Consider the following 17,872-nt stretch of genomic DNA (forward strand, 5'->3'; position numbering starts at 1 on the left):
ATATGAAAGTTTTTGAAAATTATCTAGCAAAAACCTTTTAATAATAGGCAATTAACAAGAATATTCTATTCAAAAACCTCAAAAACAATCAAAAAATTAAAATACTAAAATTTTTTCTGCAAAACGCTTGACATATTTTAAAAACATGATAGAATTATATGCGTAGGGCGGATAAAATCGCTTTCAAACATTTTACAAATTTTTTATAAGGAGATTTTTGCAAATGACGAATACAGAAATTGCAAAAAAAGTCATCGAAGCCTTAGGTGGACGTGAGAACGTTAACAGTGTTGCGCACTGTGCGACTCGCCTTCGCGTTATGGTTAAAGATGAAGCGAAAATTAACAAAGATGCTATCGAGAGCTTGGAAAAAGTTCAAGGTGCTTTCTTTAACTCAGGTCAATACCAAATCATCTTTGGTACTGGTACAGTAAACAAGATGTACGATGAAGTCGTAGCCCTTGGTTTGCCAACTTCAACAAAAGCTGAAATGAAAGCAGAAGCTGCTAAACAAGGAAATTGGTTCCAACGTGCCATCCGTACTTTCGGTGACGTCTTCGTTCCAATCATTCCAGTTATCGTAGCAACTGGTCTCTTCATGGGTGTTCGTGGTCTCTTGACTGCTCTTGGAATGACACTTCCAGAAGATGTGACAACTTATACTCAGATCTTGACAGACACTGCCTTTATTATCTTGCCAGGTTTGGTTGTGTGGTCAACTTTCCGTGTATTCGGTGGTAACCCAGCTGTTGGTATCGTTCTTGGTATGATGCTCGTTTCTGGTTCACTTCCAAATGCCTGGGCTGTTGCGTCTGGTGGTGAAGTAACTGCAATGCAGTTCTTCGGATTTATCCCAGTTGTAGGTTTGCAAGGTTCAGTTCTTCCAGCCTTCATCATCGGGGTTGTCGGAGCTAAGTTTGAAAAAGCAGTTCGTAAGGTTGTTCCAGATGTACTTGATCTCTTGGTAACACCGTTTGTAACACTCCTTGTAATGTCAATTCTTGGATTGTTTGTTATCGGACCAGTCTTCCACGTTGTTGAAAACTACATTCTCATTGGAACTAAAGCAATTCTTAACTTGCCATTCGGACTTGGTGGTTTCTTGATTGGTGGAGTTCACCAATTAATCGTCGTATCAGGTGTTCACCACATCTTCAACTTGCTTGAAGTTCAATTGCTTGCTGCTGACCATGCTAACCCATTCAACGCTATCATCACAGCTGCCATGACTGCTCAAGGTGCTGCGACAGTAGCCGTTGGTGTGAAAACTAAAAATCCTAAACTTAAAACACTTGCTTTCCCAGCTGCTCTTTCTGCCTTCCTAGGTATTACTGAGCCTGCTATCTTCGGGGTTAACTTGCGTTTCCGTAAACCATTCTTCCTTTCATTGATTGCTGGTGCAATCGGTGGTGGATTGGCATCTATCCTTGGACTTGCTGGTACTGGTAATGGTATCACAATCATCCCTGGTACAATGCTTTACATTGGTAACGGACAACTTCTACAATACCTTCTTATGGTAGCTGTATCATTTGCACTTGGTTTCGCTCTTACTTACATGTTTGGTTATGAAGATGAAGTAGAAGAAGCTGCAGGTGCTGTTACTGAAGCAGAAACAGATCGTTTGGCTGAAGAAGCAGTAACTGGTGCTGTTGTTGCACCGAGCGAAGGCGTTATCCAAACACCAATCGTTGGTGATGTTGTTGCTCTTTCAAATGTGAATGACCCAGTATTCTCAAGCGGAGCTATGGGACAAGGTATCGCTGTAAAACCAAGTGAAGATGTCGTTTACGCACCAGCTGATGCTGAAGTGACAATTGTCTTCCCAACAGGACATGCTTATGGCCTAAGAACAGCTAACGGAGCTGAAATCTTGATCCACGTTGGTATCGACACTGTTTCAATGAATGGTGAAGGATTCAACCATAAAGTTGCTCAAGGTGACAAGGTTAAAGCTGGAGATGTTCTTGGAACGTTTGACTCAGCTAAGATTGCTGCTGCAGGTCTTGATAACACAACAATGGTTATCGTAACAAACACTGCAGACTTTGCTTCAGTAAATCCAGTTGCTTCTGGATCAGTTGCTAAGGGAGATGCAATCATCGAAGTTAAAGCTTAATAAATCAAAAAAACGAACAAATGTCATGTTTGTTCGTTTTTGCTTGAATGGTAAAATTTACAGAGGAAAATCTAAAATATTGAGCAATTTTCAGTCTGGAAATATGCTATAATAAAGAAAATAAATACAAGAGGTTTATCATGACAAAACTATACGGAAGTTTGGAAGCAGGCGGTACAAAATTTGTCTGTGCTGTCGGAGATGAAAACTATAACGTTGTAGAAAAGGTACAATTTCCTACAACAACACCTATTGAAACAATCGATAAAACCATCGAGTTCTTCTCAAAATTCGACAATCTTGCAGGACTTGCCATTGGTTCATTTGGTCCAATCGATATCGATAAAAACTCAAAAACTTACGGATTTATCACAACAACTCCAAAACCTAACTGGGCAAATGTCGACTTGCTTGGTGCTCTTCGTCGCGCTCTAAACGTGCCTATGTATTTCACAACAGACGTAAATAGTTCTGCATACGGTGAAGTGGTTGCTCGTAATAATGCCGGCGGTCGTATCGAAAACTTGGTTTATTACACTATCGGTACAGGTATCGGTGCAGGTGTTATCCAACGTGGCGAGTTTATTGGCGGTGTTGGTCACCCTGAGATGGGTCACTATTATGTGGCTAGACACCCAATGGATATTGAAAAAGAATTTAATGGTGTTTGTCCTTTCCATAATGGATGTTTGGAAGGTTATGCAGCTGGTCCAAGTTTGGAAGCTCGTACAGGTGTTCGTGGGGAAAACATTGAACTCAACAACTCTGTTTGGGATGTTCAAGCCTACTACATTGCTCAAGCTGCAGTAAATGCTACTGTAACTTTCCGACCAGACGTTATCGTCTTTGGTGGTGGGGTTATGGCTCAACAACACATGCTTGATCGTGTGCGTGAGAAATTCACATCCTTGCTAAATGGTTACCTACCAGTTCCTGATGTACGTGACTATATTGTAACACCAGCTGTTGCAGGTAATGGTTCGGCTACACTTGGAAACTTCGTTCTTGCTAAGAGCGTAGCAAAATAAGAATAAAAAATTAGAGGCTAGGACAAAAGTCCTAGCCTCTTTTTGATGTTGGATTGTCGAGCAAGACGCAGTGGTTGAGTGGGCTCTACTAGGCTGATTTCATCAGCTTTTACAGCCCTACTCAACTGTGCGGAGGTTGGACGACGAAATCGAATTCTAACGAATTACCGATTTCTGTCCCACTCTCTTTTTCTATTTTCGTTTCCTGATGGAAAATATTTTGCCAAGTTTCGTGGCGGCGCCAGATGCTGGTATGAATGGTATCACCGACTTGATATCGGATGAGTTTTGTTTTCTGGCTGATAGAGGTTAACTGAAGCTCTTTAATGGCAGAGGTTAATTCTTTTTCAGCCTTATAGGCATCCTTTCCCAGTTCATGTCCGTCCTGGCGGATATAAATGAAGTCTTCTGCAAGTAATTCTTCCAGTTGATTTCCTTGGTCAATCAGTTGCTCTCTCATGAGCAATTTTTTATAGACATTATCTAGGATTTCATCCTCAGGGATTGGTGCTGGTTCGATATGAATGTCTGTATCAAAGACACCAAAGCGTTCTGATAACATGGATTCGACCTGATCCGCGATTTCATGACTTTCAAAAACAGAGAGGTCTGGGTTCATCTCAAGTGTGATGTCCAGATAGATATTACTTCCGTAGGTACGACCGCGTTGTGATTTGACCTTGCTAATCTTAGGAATTTCCATGATAGCTTTTTGATAATCTTCTAGCAAGTGTTCATCAAAACCATCAGAAAGGCTGAAGGATGACTCGATAAAGATGTCATAGGCTGTTTTGAGGATAAAGAAGGTGATGATAATAGCGACCAACTTATCCACGATTGGATAGTTGAAGCTACTAGCCAGGATAGCAATAGAAGTTCCAAGAGATGTTACGGCATCTGACAGATTGTCCTTAGCTGCAGCCTTGAGGGCCTTTGATTTAGCTTGCTTACTCAGATGGGTATTGTAGAGATAAACGGCGAACATGATGATGGCAGAGATGACTCCCAGAGTCGCACCAAGTGGGTCAATGACCGTTTGTTCTCGGCTGAGTATCTTTTGGATGGTGTCACGTAGAACATCAAAGCCAACGTAAAACATGATGATGGAAGTGATGAGACTTGCCAAATCCTCGATTTTCCAGTGGCCGAAGCGATGATCTCTATCAGCCGGTTGGCGAGCCAAACGAATCCCGATGAGAAGGGCTACATTTCCAACAATATCTGAAACGTTATTAAAACCATCTGCTACCAAACTGGATGAATGGAGCAAATGTCCGGTCGCTAGCTTAGCTGCAGACAAGAATAGATAGGTCAAAATGCTGATAATGGCACCACGCTCAGCTAATTTTAAGTTTGAAACCGATTGATTCATCTAACTCCCCTTCTAGCATTTTAGTATTCTTTCATTATACTGGTTTTCCAAGGAAAATTCAAATGGAGGGGTTGGGGAGATTTGCATTGATTCAACAGATTTTTTGATTGAAATATGATAGAATATAAAGTAATCATAATTTTAGAGAGAGTTTTCCATGACCCATAAACAAATCACAGATAGAATGATTCGAATTGGTTTGCTGTTGCTACCATTTCTTATTTTTTATGGCTATAGAGTAGTTAAGGGGTTTGATTATCCAGTGGTTGATGATATCATGGTCAATCAAACCATATTATCTGGTGATAATATGTTGCTTCCCTATATTGGAATTTTGTTATCATCTGCTTTAGTATTTCTTCAACAATTATTTACAAATTGGAATATTTATTTTATTTTTTTAGCTCTCAGTTTTTGCTTGAGTTTTAGTATCTATTTGGAGTTCTTCTTTAGAAAGAAATATTATTTCTTACTTCCCTTAGTAGTTTTGCTTCAAATGGTTTTAATGAAGTATTTCTCGTTTTCAGTAATTGCTTACTTGTTATCGACAGCAGGGATACTATTATTATTTGACAGAAAATACGTAACGGGAATGCTTTTGTCTGTAATAGGTTTATCGATTAGGCCGCAAATTATTGCCAGTTTATTATTGCTTTTGCTTCCCTTCCTAGCTTTTGAAGTAATCAAAGGAAAAAAGAAAAAAGAATTATTCTTGTTATCTGCTGTCATTTTACTTATCTTTGCTTCCAATAAAATTTATACCTTAATGAGACCAGATGTTCAAGAATACCTTAATTGGAATACTCTAAGTACCAATTTGAGAGATTTCCCTGCGATTGAGTATGAGAAGCATGCCAAGGAATTTCATGAATTGGGGGTCAGTGAAAACGACTTATCTGCTTCAACCTACTGGTTGTTTGCAGAAAAAGATGCTTTGAACAATGAGTTGTTAACAAAAATTCAATCCGTACGTTCTTTCTCTGAAAAGTACTCCTTTAATGTATTTCAGATGGTAAAAGATTATTTCCAAAATATCATTTTGACAACCTTTCTTCTTGTTATGGTTGGCTGGTTTTTGTTCTTCAAGCCTAAGAAAGTCTATGGCTGGTTACTCCCCCTTGTTCCATTTGTACTAATCGGTGCACTATTTGTTAGGCAGAGAGTAGTAGAACGTGTCTATATCCCAATTATCATTAGCTTTTTAATCTTTTTTGTTTATTATGCACCTTTGTTTTACAATAAGCGTAAACTGTTGAAAAAAAGAGGAATTTTTTATAGTCTACAACTTGTAGGAATGCTGGCGAGTATGGCCTGGGTAAATAGTGTGGGACAAGAACTTTACTGGTTCCCAATCATTCAATCATCCATGGTATCAGAGTATCATGATGTAGTGGAAAAACATTCTGATAAATTGCTTGTTTTTGGCGGTTATGGAACACTTGTCAATTCTCAACCGAGCTTGGCTACGATTAGAAGGAAGCCTGATCAGTTGATTGAAAATACAACAACCTTAGGTAACTGGCAAACTTTTTCGCCACATTATTATCAATTAATGAAAAAGTATAATGTTGAGGAGCCTAGTAATCTTCTTTCTTCTGCTATTGATAATGAGAATATCCTATTCTTTTGGTCACCCTCTTCAGGAAAGATGGATCAAGTCAAGAAAATAATGAAAGAACATTACCAGAAAGATGTTTATTTTGAAGAAGTTGAGGTGGTCACTTCTGATATGAGTATCTATAAACTTAAAGCAGATTAAGGAGGGAAATATGAAAAAGCGAATTGGATATATTGACATGGCGAAAGGATTAGCTATTATTTTAGTAATTGTTGGGCATATATCCTTTACACCAAGCATGGGGAAAACAATTCTTTATCTATTTCATATTCCTTTGTTTTTCTTCTTGTCTGGCTTTACATTTTCAATTGATAAGTATGCTAATATTAGTAACTTTTTCTGGAATAAATTTAAAGGGATTGTTGTTCCATTCTTTCTAATGAATGTATTTGTATTTCTAGTGCAAATCTTTATTTTATATCCTGATCAAATCCTAAGTTTTAATCTGATTCAATTTGCAAAACAATTGCTTTTATCAGATAGATTGCATAATTATTTCCAATTATGGTTTTTAAATGTCTTGTTTTTATCTGAAATTGTATGTTATTTTGTTTTAAAATATGCTCGGAATAGAAACTTGCAAATAGGTGTTGCGCTTACCTTAGTGTTCCTTGTATTTGTAGGGCAAAAAGCGTATGAGTCTAACTGGTATTTAATTTGGAACTGGGATTTAGTTCCGGTAGCAACTATTTTTATTTTGCTAGGGTTCCTTGCAAGAAGATATTTAACAGAGATAGAAAAGTACCTAACTCTTAAGTTTTTACCGATTGCTGTAGTAATCAGTGTTGCAGTAGGGTTAGTAAACTATAAACTAAGTGGCTACAGAGTAGATTTATATTACCAACAAATTGGTAACTATTTGTTATTTTATATTTCTGCAATAGCAGGAATCTGGGCTACAATTACTTTGTTCAAAGTGATTCCAGAAGCAGAGTGGTTTAAATCAATTGGCAAAAAGACATTAATTTATTATGGTGTGCATTCACCAATTGTTCTTGTACTTGCTGAAAAATTAGTAGCACAATTAGCATCAAAATATACGGGCATATTCGTTAGCGGATATGTTTCAGCAGCACTCACAACAGTTTTAGCTGTTTTGGGATGTGAGATCATTGTACAAATTTTCAGAGGGACCAATTTCCCTTTTGGTTTAAAAGTGATAGGAGAGAAGAATGAGTAGAAATAATCCGATTTTATATATCGTGATTCCATGTTATAACGAAGAGCAAGTGTTGCCTCATACTAACCCAATGTTTATTGAAAAGATTGAATCTTTAATCAAGACTGGACAAGTGCATCCAAACAGTAAAGTGATGTATGTCAATGATGGTAGTAAAGATGCGACGTGGTTACTAATTCAACAATATGCAAAAGAAAATAGTCATGTTGTTGGTATTGCACAAAGCAGAAATCGCGGTCATCAAAGTAGTGTTCTTGCTGGTATGTACGAAGCTGCAGAATTTGCGGATATCGTGATTACCATTGACGCAGATGGTCAAGATGATATCAACTGTATGGATCAAATGGTTGCTGAATATAAAGACGGTTCAGAGATTGTTTACGGGGTTCGAGACAATCGTGATACTGATTCAGCATTTAAGAGAATCACAGCTGAAGGATTCTATAAGGTGATGCATTTATTTGGAGCAGATGTCGTTTTTAATCATGCGGACTATCGTTTAGTCTCCAAACGTTTTATTCATGAACTTGCTAAATTTAAAGAAGTAAACTTATTTCTTCGAGGCATTATGCCTCTTGTAGGATTTAAATATTCCTTCGTGACTTATAAACGACATGAGCGGATTGCTGGAGAAAGTCACTATCCACTCTCTAAAATGCTTGGTTTAGCAATGGATGGGATTACTAGTCTGTCTATTAAGCCCATTCGCTTGATTACTAGCTTGGGAGTTATGACTTCACTTTTTAGTTTTTTGTTGATCATCTGGGTTTTGTGGAGCAAATTTGCTGGTAATGTGGTAGCTGGATGGGCCAGTACCTACGCCATTGTAAGCTTACTTGGCGGGGTTCAACTCATTAGTCTTGGTGTAATTGGGGAATATATCGGAAAAATCTATCTAGAAACGAAACAACGTCCAAGATATATTATCAGCGACCGCACCTATGATGAGAGTGATGAGTAACCCCACCTCAAAACTTGAAAACTTTTGAATTTCTGATATAATAGAACTACTCAAGGGAGTAGCTGGCGGGTATCCGCGATAGTGTCGTCATTCCGAATTATTTCCGGCACTATATTAAACAGCGAGACTTGTTTTTTTTAAAAACAGGTCTCTTTTTTTGTAAAAAGAGGCCAAAAAGGAGGAGACTGTTTTGTCAAAAGAACAAAATAAAGATTTGTTTTACACGCAATCTTCTGAGGAAGTCCTAAAGAATTTGGACTCATCTATCGAAGGTTTGTCAACTGCTCAAGCTCAAGAACGCCTAGCGACATATGGGCGTAATGAGTTGGATGAGGGTGAGAAACGTAGCCTGCTAGCTAAATTCCTAGATCAATTTAAGGATTTGATGATTATCATCTTGCTTGCGGCAGCGGCACTTTCTGTGATTACAGAAGGGATGGATGGTTTAACAGATGCCATTATCATCTTGGCCGTTGTTGTCTTGAATGCAGCCTTTGGTGTTTACCAAGAAGGGCAAGCAGAAGCAGCGATTGAAGCACTGAAAAATATGTCTAGCCCCATGGCTCGTGTTCGTCGTGATGGCCATGTTATTGAGATTGACTCAAAAGAATTGGTACCCGGAGATATCGTCTTGCTTGAAGCGGGAGATGTCGTGCCTGCAGATATGCGTTTGCTGGAAGCAGCTTCTCTTAAAATCGAAGAAGCAGCTCTTACAGGGGAGTCTGTGCCAGTTGAAAAAGATGTGACAGGACTTGTTGAAGCAGATGCTGGTATTGGGGATCGCGTTAATATGGGTTACCAAAACTCAAATGTAACTTATGGTCGTGGTATTGGTGTCGTAACAAACACTGGTATGTATACAGAAGTTGGTAAGATTGCAGATATGTTGGCTAATGCCGATGAGACTGAAACACCATTGAAGCAAAGCTTGGAACAATTATCTAAAGTCTTGACTTACTTAATCGTTGTGATTGCGGTCATTACTTTCTTAGTTGGTGTCTTCGTTCGTGGAGAGCATCCATTAGAAGGCTTGATGGTTGCGGTAGCCCTTGCGGTTGCGGCGATTCCAGAAGGACTTCCTGCCATTGTAACTATCGTTCTATCTTTAGGAACAACTACTCTTGCTAAACGTAATTCTATCGTTCGTAAATTGCCAGCGGTTGAAACTCTTGGTTCAACAGAAATCATCGCATCTGATAAAACAGGTACTTTGACCATGAACCAAATGACTGTTGAGAAGGTCTACACCAACGGTCAATTGCAAAGCTCTGCAGCTGAGATTGCTCCTAGCAACAATACCCTTCGTATCATGAACTTTGCCAATGATACTAAGGTGGACCCATCTGGCAAGTTGATTGGAGATCCAACGGAGACAGCTCTTGTTCAGTTTGGTTTGGACCACAATTTTGATGTCCGTGAAGTTTTGAAGAATGAGCCACGTGTGGCAGAGTTGCCATTTGACTCAGAACGTAAACTTATGTCGACTATCCATAAGGAAGCAGACGGTACTTACTTTATCGCTGTTAAGGGTGCTCCTGACCAATTGCTCAAGCGTGTGACTCGTATTGAAGTTAATGGGGAAGTTCGTCCAATCACAGAAGAAGACAAGAATGCTATCCTCACAACCAACAAAGATTTGGCTAAACAAGCCCTTCGTGTCTTAATGATGGCTTATAAGACAAGCAATGAAATTCCAACCTTGGAATCTGAAATTGTTGAATCTGACCTCATCTTCTCTGGTTTGGTCGGCATGATTGACCCTGAACGTCCTGAAGCAGCAGAAGCTGTCCGTGTCGCTAAAGAAGCAGGTATCCGTCCAATCATGATCACGGGTGACCACCAAGATACAGCAGAGGCTATTGCTAAACGTCTTGGAATCATCGATCCAAATGATACAGAAGACCATGTCTTCACGGGTGCTGAGTTGAATGAACTCACTGATGAAGAATTCCAAAAAGTCTTCAAGCAATACTCTGTTTACGCTCGTGTATCACCTGAGCACAAGGTTCGTATCGTGAAAGCATGGCAAAAAGAAGGTAAAGTTGTTGCCATGACAGGTGACGGGGTTAATGACGCACCGTCACTTAAGACAGCTGATATCGGTATTGGTATGGGGATCACTGGTACAGAGGTTTCTAAGGGAGCTTCTGATATGGTCCTTGCCGATGACAACTTTGCAACCATTATCGTAGCGGTTGAAGAAGGACGTAAGGTCTTCTCTAATATCCAAAAATCCATTCAATACCTCTTGTCTGCCAATATGGCTGAGGTCTTCACCATCTTCTTTGCAACCCTCTTTGGTTGGGATGTGTTACAACCAGTGCATCTTCTATGGATTAACTTGGTAACAGATACGCTACCAGCCATCGCTCTTGGTGTTGAACCAGCTGAGCCAGGCGTTATGACCCACAAACCTCGTGGCCGTAAGTCAAACTTCTTTGACGGTGGTGTATTCGGAGCTATCCTTTATCAAGGTATCTTCCAAACCATGCTCGTTCTTGGTGTCTATGGTTGGGCAATTCTCTTCCCAGAGCATCAAGTTCAATCTGAAATCCACGCAGATGCCCTTACCATGGCTTTTGCAACTCTTGGTTTGATCCAATTGCTCCATGCCTTTAACGTCAAGTCTGTTTACCAATCAATCTTTACAGTCGGACTCTTCAAGAACAAGACCTTTAACTGGTCAATTCCAGTTGCCTTTGTCCTCTTGATGGTGACAATTTTGGTTCCAGGATTTAACAGCCTCTTCCACGTTTCACATTTGAGCTTGACTCAATGGATGGTGGTTGCTATAGGAGCACTTATGATTGTTATCCTTGTTGAAATTGTTAAAGCAATCCAACGAGCACTCGGAAAAGATAAAAACGCCATTTAAGCACTATGAAAAGTCATCTTCGGATGGCTTTTTTGCTTTTATATATGATAAATTGACAAAGATTTTGTGCTATAATCAAGTAGAATGATAAAGGTGGAGGAATAGTAGTTGGAAAAGAAAATTGTAAAAGATATGATGTTTTTATCGCAAGTATCCCAACCTGCGAGTCAAGAGGATTTGCCTCTAGCAAAGGATTTGCAGGACACCTTACTGGCTAATCGTGAAACTTGTGTTGGACTAGCAGCCAATATGATTGGGGTGCAAAAGCGCGTGATTATTTTTAATATTGGCATGATTCCCATGGTTATGTTTAATCCCGTTCTCAAGTCTTTTGAGGGGCCTTACGAAACCGAGGAAGGATGTTTGTCTTTGACAGGAGTGAGAGAAACAACCAGATATGAAAAAATTACAGTAAGTTACAGAGATGTTCATTGGCAAGAGAAGACCATTACCCTGACAGGTTTTCCGGCTCAGATTTGTCAGCATGAATTGGATCATTTGGAAGGACGTATCATTTAGGCTCAAATCCTTGGTGCTCCTAGAAAAATATGCTACACTAACACTATGAAAATTTTAATCCCAACTGCAAAAGAAATGAACACTGAAATCCCTAGTTTAGAGGCTAAACCATTGTGTCCTGAGAGTCAGGCTGTTCTGGATGAATTAGCTAGATATTCTGCCCAAGATTTAGAGAGTTTTTATAAAATCTCTGCCGAAAAGGCGCAAGAGGAGTATGACCATATCCAAGCCTTGAAAAATGGAACGGCTAGAAACTATCCTGCCTTGCACCTCTTTGATGGGCTCATGTATCGCAACATCAAACGGGATAATCTAACCCAAGCGGAGCAAGCCTATCTGGAGAAACACCTCACGATAACATCAGCTCTCTATGGTGTGATCCCGGCCTTTGCACCCATTGCTCCCCACAGACTGGACTTTTTGATGAAACTCAAAGTCGCTGGAAAAAGCCTGAAAAGTCACTGGCAGTCAGCCTATGAAGAGTCGCTGAAGGGTGAAGAACTAATCTTTTCACTCTTGTCTTCTGAATTTGAAAATGTCTTTCCAAAAGAAATCCGAGAGAAGATGGTGACCTTTAAGTTTATGGAAGAGCGAGATGGTAAACTAAAAATCCATTCAACCATTTCAAAAAAAGCCAGAGGTGCTTTCTTAACAGCCTTGATGGAAGGTCAGGTCACTTCGGTTGAAGAGATTAAAAAGCTCAGCTTTGCGGATTTCAATTATCGAGAAGACTTGTCTGGTGACAAGGAATTGGCTTTTGTGAAATAGATAGAAAATAGAGAGAGGGACAGAAATCGGTAATTCGTTAGAATTCGATTTCGTCGTCCCACCTCCGCACAGTTGAGTAGGGCTGTAAAAGCTGATGAAATCAGCCTAGTGGAGCCCACTCAACCACTGCGTCTTGCTCGACAATCCATAGACAAATGAGAGGCTAGGACTTTTGTCCCAGCCCTTTTTTGTAATTTGGTGCTCCTATTTTTAGTTTAGAATGGTAGGAATTTTCTCACAATTTTGGTATAATAGGACTATTAGAAAATTTCGAGGAGACAAACATGTCAGTTAAGATTGCTTTACTTGGATTTGGTACAGTAGCCAGTGGTGTACCATTCTTGCTAAAGGAAAATAGAGAAAAAATCGTTCAAGCAGCCCAGTCAGAAATTGAAGTAGCTAAAGTTTTGGTCAAAGATGATCAAGAAAAAGCACGCTTGCTTGAAGCGGGAAATGATTTTAATTTTGTAACAAATATCGATGAAATCTTGTCAGACAAAGACATCACGATCGTTGTTGAGTTGATGGGACGTATCGAGCCTGCAAAAACCTTTATCACTCGTGCGTTAGAAGCAGGGAAACACGTCGTAACAGCCAACAAGGACCTTTTGGCAGTCCATGGTGCAGAATTGCTTGAAATTGCTAAAACTCACAATGTTGCTCTCTACTACGAAGCAGCTGTTGCAGGAGGAATTCCAATCCTTCGTACCTTGGTTAACTCACTAGCATCAGACAAAATCACACGTGTTCTTGGTGTTGTCAATGGAACATCAAACTTCATGATGACTAAAATGGTAACCGAAGGTTGGTCTTACGAGGATGCTTTGGCAGAAGCCCAACGACTTGGCTTCGCTGAAAGCGACCCAACCAATGATGTGGACGGGATTGATGCAGCCTACAAGATGGTCATCCTTAGCCAGTTTGCTTTTGGGATGAATGTCAAGTTTGAAGATGTTGGTCACCAAGGAATTCGCAACATCACTCCAGAAGATGTAGCAGTAGCTCAAGAACTTGGTTATGTTGTGAAATTAGTTGGTTCTATCGAAGAAACAGCTTCTGGAATCGCTGCTGAGGTTACACCAACCTTCCTTCCTAAAGAACACCCACTAGCAAGTGTTAACGGTGTTATGAATGCTGTCTTTGTGGAATCTATCGGTATCGGCGAGTCTATGTACTACGGACCAGGTGCAGGTCAAAAACCAACTGCAACAAGTGTTGTGGCTGATATTGCCCGTATCGTTCGTCGTTTGAATGATGGAACAATTGGAAAAGCCTTTAATGAATACAGCCGTCCAGTGGTCTTGGCTAAGCCAGAAGATGTCAAAGCCAACTACTATTTCTCAATCTTGGCTCCAGACTCAAAAGGTCAAGTCTTGAAATTGGCTGAACTCTTTAACGCAGAAGATATTTCCTTCAAGCAAATCCTACAAGATGGTAAGCAAGAAGGTAAGGCTCGTATTGTCATCATCACTCATAAAATCAACAAGGCGCAACTTGAAAATATTACAGCAGCTTTGAAGCGTGTATCTGAGTTTGAACTTCTCAATACCTTCAAGGTTTTAGGAGACTAAGATGAAGATTATTGTACCTGCTACAAGTGCTAATGTGGGTCCAGGTTTTGACTCGGTTGGTGTAGCTGTAACTAAGTATCTAGAAATTCAGGTTTGTGAGGAACGTGAAGAATGGATGATTGAGCATCAATTAGGCAAATGGATTCCACGTGACGAGCGTAATCTTTTGCTCAAGATTGCTCTACAAATTGCTCCAGACCTACAACCAAGACGTTTGAAGATGGTCAGTGATATTCCTCTTGCGCGTGGACTCGGTTCTTCTAGTTCAGTCATTGTTGCTGGGATTGAACTGGCAAATCAATTAGGAAATCTTAAATTAACGGATCACGAGAAGTTGCAATTGGCAACTAAGATTGAAGGACATCCTGATAATGTTGCACCTGCTATCTATGGAAATCTGGTCATTGCGAGCTCGGTAGAAGGTCAGGTTTCAGCTGTTGTGGTGCCTTTCCCAGAGTGTGCTTTCCTAGCTTATATTCCAAACTATGAATTGCGAACTCGCGATAGTCGTGGTGTCTTGCCTAAGAAACTCTCATACAAGGAAGCTGTTGCAGCAAGTTCTATCGCCAATGTGGCAATTGCAGCCCTACTGACTGGAGATATGGTCAAAGCAGGCCAGGCTATTGAGAGTGACCTTTTCCATGAGCGTTACCGTCAAGAACTGGTGAGAGAATTTGCGACTATCAAGAAAATTGCCAAGAGAAATGGTGCTTATGCGACCTACCTCTCTGGTGCTGGTCCGACCGTCATGGTCTTGGCTGATCCTGACAAGATGCCTAAGATTAAGGCAGAGCTTGAAAAGCAACCTTTCAAAGGCAAGCTTCATGATTTGCAAGTAGATACACAAGGTGTTCGTGTCGAAGCAAAATAAACAGAACAATAGGATGGGGAAACTCTCTATTAGAGGGCTTCCTGTCCTTTTTTTGAAAATGAAACATGGGAATTGATACTCAATGAAAATCAAAGAGCAAACTAGGAAGCGAGCTGCAGGCTGCTCAAAGCACTGCTTTGAGGTTGTAGATAAGACTGACGATGTCAGTTACATATATCTACGGCAAGGCGAAGCTGACGTGGTTTGAAGAGATTTTCGAAGAGTATGAAATGTTTCCCATGTTTAGTGACCGACAGACGGTCAAGGAGGATTTGAAATGACAGAAATATATCTAGCAGGCGGTTGTTTTTGGGGCTTAGAGGAATACTTTTCCCGTATTTCTGGAGTATTGCAAACAAGTGTTGGTTATGCCAATGGTCAGGTAGAAACCACCAATTATCAACTGATCAAAGAAACAGATCACGCAGAGACTGTGCAAGTCATTTATGATGAAAAGGCAGTCTCGCTCCGTGAGATTTTACTCTATTATTTCCGAGTTATTGATCCATTATCTGTCAATCAACAAGGAAATGATCGTGGTCGTCAATACCGCACAGGGATTTATTACCTAGAAGAAGCTGATCTACCAACGATCAATACAGTAGTTCGCGAACAAGAACTCCTCATCGGTCGTAAAATAGCAGTGGAAGTGGAGAAACTACGTCACTACATCTTGGCTGAAGACTATCACCAAGACTATCTCAAGAAAAATCCTGGTGGTTATTGCCACATTGATGTGAGAGATGCAGAGAAACCATTGATTGATGCGGCCAACTATGAAAAACCGAGTCAAGCAGTGCTAAAAGAAAAACTATCTGAGGAATCCTACCGAGTTACCCAAGAGGCTGCAACGGAAGCTCCTTTTAGCAATGCTTATGACCAAACTTTTGAGGAAGGGATTTATGTCGATATCACGACTGGGGAGCCCCTCTTCTTTGCCAAGGATAAGTTTGCCTCTGGCTGTGGTTGGCCAAGTTTTAGCCGTCCTATTTCCAAGGAACTCATTCATTACTACCAGGACTTGAGTCACGGGATGGAGCGTATCGAAGTTCGTTCACGTTCGGGGAATGCTCACTTGGGTCATGTCTTCACAGATGGCCCTCGTGAACTAGGTGGATTACGCTATTGTATCAATTCTGCATCCTTACGTTTTATCGCTAAGGATGAAATGGAAGAAGCAGGCTATGGCTACCTACTTCCATATTTGAACAAGTAAAAAGATGGTGGTTTTTCCACCTTCTTCATTTTGGAATAGAAGGGACTTATGAAACACTTACTTTCTTACTTTAAACCCTACCTCAAGGAGTCGTTTCTAGCGCCCTTGTTTAAGTTGCTAGAAGCCGTTTTTGAACTCTTGGTTCCCATGGTGATAGCTGGGATTGTCGACCAATCTATCCCCCAAAAAGATCAGGGACATCTCTGGATGCAAATGGGTTTCCTCTTTGTTTTTGCGGTTATCGGCGTCTTGGTAGCCTTAGTTGCTCAGTTTTACTCAGCAAAGGCAGCAGTAGGATTTGCCAAGGAGTTGACCAATGACCTCTATCGTCATATTCTTTCCTTGCCCAAGGATAGTAGAGACCGCTTAACGACCTCGAGTTTGGTGACGCGTTTGACTTCAGATACTTATCAGATTCAGACAGGGATTAATCAATTTTTACGTCTATTTTTAAGGGCTCCTATTATTGTTTTTGGTGCCATTTTTATGGCCTATCGTCTCTCGCCTGAATTGACCTTCTGGTTTTTGGTCATGGTCTCCATTTTGTCCTTTGTCATTGTCGTGTTATCACGCTTGGTCAATCCTCTCTATAGTATTTTGAGAAAGAAAACAGACCAGCTGGTTCAGGAAACACGCCAACAGATACAAGGTATGCGTGTGATTCGTGCCTTTGGCCAAGAAAAACGAGAAATCGAGAACTTCCAAGTACTCAATCAAGTCTATACAGCTATCCAAATGAAAACAGGATACTGGTCCAGTCTCTTGACCCCCTTAACCTATTTGATCGTCAATGGAACTTTGCTGGTGATTATCTGGAATGGTTATATTTCTATCCAAGGGGGTTGGCTCAGTCAAGGTGCCTTGATTGCCTTAATCAACTATCTCCTGCAAATCTTGGTAGAGTTAATCAAACTGGCCATGCTCATCAATTCACTCAACCAGTCCTATATTTCTGCCAAGCGGGTTGAGGAAGTTTTTGCTGAAGAACCTGAGGATATTCATTCTGAGATTCAGGCAGGAAGAGTGTCTGGTGCCCAAGTTTTACAAGCCAGTCACTTGACCTTTACCTATCCAGATGCAGCTCAACCTTCTCTAAGAGATATTTCTTTTGGAATGAAAGAAGGGCAAATTCTTGGGATCATCGGTGGGACGGGTTCTGGTAAGTCAACCTTGGTTCAGGTTTTGATTGGTCTCTATTTGGCAGATAAGGGAAGCATTTCCCTTTATCGAGATGGGCGTAGCCCTCGAAATCTTTCTGAATGGCGTTCTTGGATGGCCTATGTCCCTCAAAAGGTTGAACTCTTTAAGGGAACTATCCGTTCCAACTTGACTTTGGGTATGGAAGAGACAGTTTCTGATCAAGAACTCTGGCAGGCTTTGGAAATTGCCCAAGCCAAAGATTTTGTCAGTGAAAAAGAGGGGCTCTTGGACGCAGAGGTTCAAGCAGGAGGCCGTAATTTCTCAGGTGGACAAAAGCAACGCTTGTCCATTGCCCGAGCAGTTTTACGCCAAGCACCTTTTCTTATCATGGATGATGCGACTTCAGCCCTTGATACGATAACTGAGTCTAATCTTCTAACGGCCATTCAGGAAAACTTGCCAAATACTAGTTTGATCCTGATTTCCCAACGAACTTCGACCTTGAAGATTGCGGACCAGATTCTTCTTTTAGAGAAGGGGCAACAATTAGCACTTGGAAATCATGAAGAATTGATGAAGACGAGTCAAGTCTATCGTGAAATCAATGCATCCCAACATGGAAAGGAGGACTAGA

General features: G+C 40.6%; 13 protein-coding genes. 12 read left to right on the plus strand and 1 reads right to left on the minus strand.

Annotation, left to right across the window (positions count from 1 at the left end; genetic code table 11):
- The first annotated feature begins 223 nt into the window (after nt 1-223).
- Together AC3E9F_RS07375 and scrK are read left to right on the plus strand one after the other, a co-directional pair.
- Nucleotides 224-2,119 (plus strand): sucrose-specific PTS transporter subunit IIBC, encoded by a 1,896-nt coding sequence (locus AC3E9F_RS07375; RefSeq protein ID WP_263394481.1) that lies wholly within the window; start codon nt 224-226, stop codon nt 2,117-2,119.
- Nucleotides 2,120-2,259: 140 nt separating this feature from the next.
- A complete protein-coding gene (gene scrK, locus AC3E9F_RS07380) occupies nt 2,260-3,147 on the plus strand; it encodes a fructokinase ScrK (protein ID WP_263394482.1) in 888 nt (295 codons plus the stop codon).
- Between the two features lie 121 nt (nt 3,148-3,268).
- On the opposite strand, the gene AC3E9F_RS07385 is transcribed toward scrK, so the two are convergent.
- Entirely contained in the window at nt 3,269-4,519 is a 1,251-nt protein-coding gene (locus tag AC3E9F_RS07385) for a cation diffusion facilitator family transporter (RefSeq protein ID WP_263394483.1), read from the minus strand.
- A 157-nt stretch (nt 4,520-4,676) separates the two neighbouring features.
- Here AC3E9F_RS07385 and AC3E9F_RS07390 point away from each other — a divergent pair, with 157 nt between their 5' ends.
- From AC3E9F_RS07390 to AC3E9F_RS07435, 10 genes are all read left to right on the plus strand, one after another.
- On the plus strand, nt 4,677-6,278 hold the full coding sequence (locus AC3E9F_RS07390) for a hypothetical protein (protein ID WP_263394484.1): 1,602 nt from the start codon (nt 4,677-4,679) through the stop codon (nt 6,276-6,278).
- A 10-nt stretch (nt 6,279-6,288) separates the two neighbouring features.
- Nucleotides 6,289-7,317: an acyltransferase family protein gene (locus AC3E9F_RS07395; protein WP_263394486.1), complete on the plus strand. Its 1,029-nt coding sequence runs from the start codon at nt 6,289-6,291 to the stop codon at nt 7,315-7,317.
- Nucleotides 7,310-8,278: a glycosyltransferase family 2 protein gene (locus AC3E9F_RS07400; RefSeq protein ID WP_263394487.1), complete on the plus strand. Its 969-nt coding sequence runs from the start codon at nt 7,310-7,312 to the stop codon at nt 8,276-8,278. Before AC3E9F_RS07395 ends, AC3E9F_RS07400 begins: the two co-directional genes overlap by 8 nt.
- Before the next feature lie 190 nt (nt 8,279-8,468).
- Complete coding sequence (locus AC3E9F_RS07405) at nt 8,469-11,153, plus strand: cation-translocating P-type ATPase (protein ID WP_263394488.1); 2,685 nt, start codon at nt 8,469-8,471, stop codon at nt 11,151-11,153.
- 108 nt (nt 11,154-11,261) lie between these two features.
- Nucleotides 11,262-11,672 carry a peptide deformylase gene (locus tag AC3E9F_RS07410; protein WP_263394489.1) on the plus strand — a complete coding sequence of 137 codons (411 nt, stop codon included), beginning with the start codon at nt 11,262-11,264 and terminating at the stop codon, nt 11,670-11,672.
- Nucleotides 11,673-11,717: 45 nt separating this feature from the next.
- Nucleotides 11,718-12,440, plus strand: coding sequence for a peroxide stress protein YaaA (yaaA, locus tag AC3E9F_RS07415; protein WP_263394490.1), 723 nt, complete (start codon nt 11,718-11,720; stop codon nt 12,438-12,440).
- A 284-nt stretch (nt 12,441-12,724) separates the two neighbouring features.
- Complete coding sequence (locus AC3E9F_RS07420; RefSeq protein WP_263394491.1) at nt 12,725-14,011, plus strand: homoserine dehydrogenase; 1,287 nt, start codon at nt 12,725-12,727, stop codon at nt 14,009-14,011.
- Nucleotide 14,012: 1 nt separating this feature from the next.
- Entirely contained in the window at nt 14,013-14,882 is an 870-nt protein-coding gene (gene thrB, locus AC3E9F_RS07425) for a homoserine kinase (protein WP_214261593.1), read from the plus strand.
- Nucleotides 14,883-15,159: 277 nt separating this feature from the next.
- Nucleotides 15,160-16,098: a peptide-methionine (R)-S-oxide reductase MsrB gene (gene msrB / locus AC3E9F_RS07430; RefSeq protein WP_263394492.1), complete on the plus strand. Its 939-nt coding sequence runs from the start codon at nt 15,160-15,162 to the stop codon at nt 16,096-16,098.
- A 48-nt stretch (nt 16,099-16,146) separates the two neighbouring features.
- Nucleotides 16,147-17,871, plus strand: coding sequence for an ABC transporter ATP-binding protein (locus AC3E9F_RS07435; protein ID WP_490672967.1), 1,725 nt, complete (start codon nt 16,147-16,149; stop codon nt 17,869-17,871).
- Nucleotide 17,872: the final 1 nt, after the last annotated feature.

The sequence above is a fragment of the Streptococcus sp. SCPM-O-B-15277 (M60) genome (genome assembly GCF_058200335.1).

What these genes read in the sequence shown, in the direction of transcription:
- AC3E9F_RS07385 (WP_263394483.1), bottom strand. Translation starts at nt 4,519, where the DNA reads ATGAATCAATCGGTTTCAAACTTAAAATTAGCTGAGCGTGGTGCCATT.
- AC3E9F_RS07375 (WP_263394481.1), top strand. Translation starts at nt 224, where the DNA reads ATGACGAATACAGAAATTGCAAAAAAAGTCATCGAAGCCTTAGGTGGA.
- AC3E9F_RS07390 (WP_263394484.1), top strand. Translation starts at nt 4,677, where the DNA reads ATGACCCATAAACAAATCACAGATAGAATGATTCGAATTGGTTTGCTG.
- scrK (WP_263394482.1), top strand. Translation starts at nt 2,260, where the DNA reads ATGACAAAACTATACGGAAGTTTGGAAGCAGGCGGTACAAAATTTGTC.
- msrB (WP_263394492.1), top strand. Translation starts at nt 15,160, where the DNA reads ATGACAGAAATATATCTAGCAGGCGGTTGTTTTTGGGGCTTAGAGGAA.
- AC3E9F_RS07400 (WP_263394487.1), top strand. Translation starts at nt 7,310, where the DNA reads ATGAGTAGAAATAATCCGATTTTATATATCGTGATTCCATGTTATAAC.
- yaaA (WP_263394490.1), top strand. Translation starts at nt 11,718, where the DNA reads ATGAAAATTTTAATCCCAACTGCAAAAGAAATGAACACTGAAATCCCT.
- AC3E9F_RS07435 (WP_490672967.1), top strand. Translation starts at nt 16,147, where the DNA reads ATGAAACACTTACTTTCTTACTTTAAACCCTACCTCAAGGAGTCGTTT.
- AC3E9F_RS07420 (WP_263394491.1), top strand. Translation starts at nt 12,725, where the DNA reads ATGTCAGTTAAGATTGCTTTACTTGGATTTGGTACAGTAGCCAGTGGT.
- AC3E9F_RS07395 (WP_263394486.1), top strand. Translation starts at nt 6,289, where the DNA reads ATGAAAAAGCGAATTGGATATATTGACATGGCGAAAGGATTAGCTATT.
- thrB (WP_214261593.1), top strand. Translation starts at nt 14,013, where the DNA reads ATGAAGATTATTGTACCTGCTACAAGTGCTAATGTGGGTCCAGGTTTT.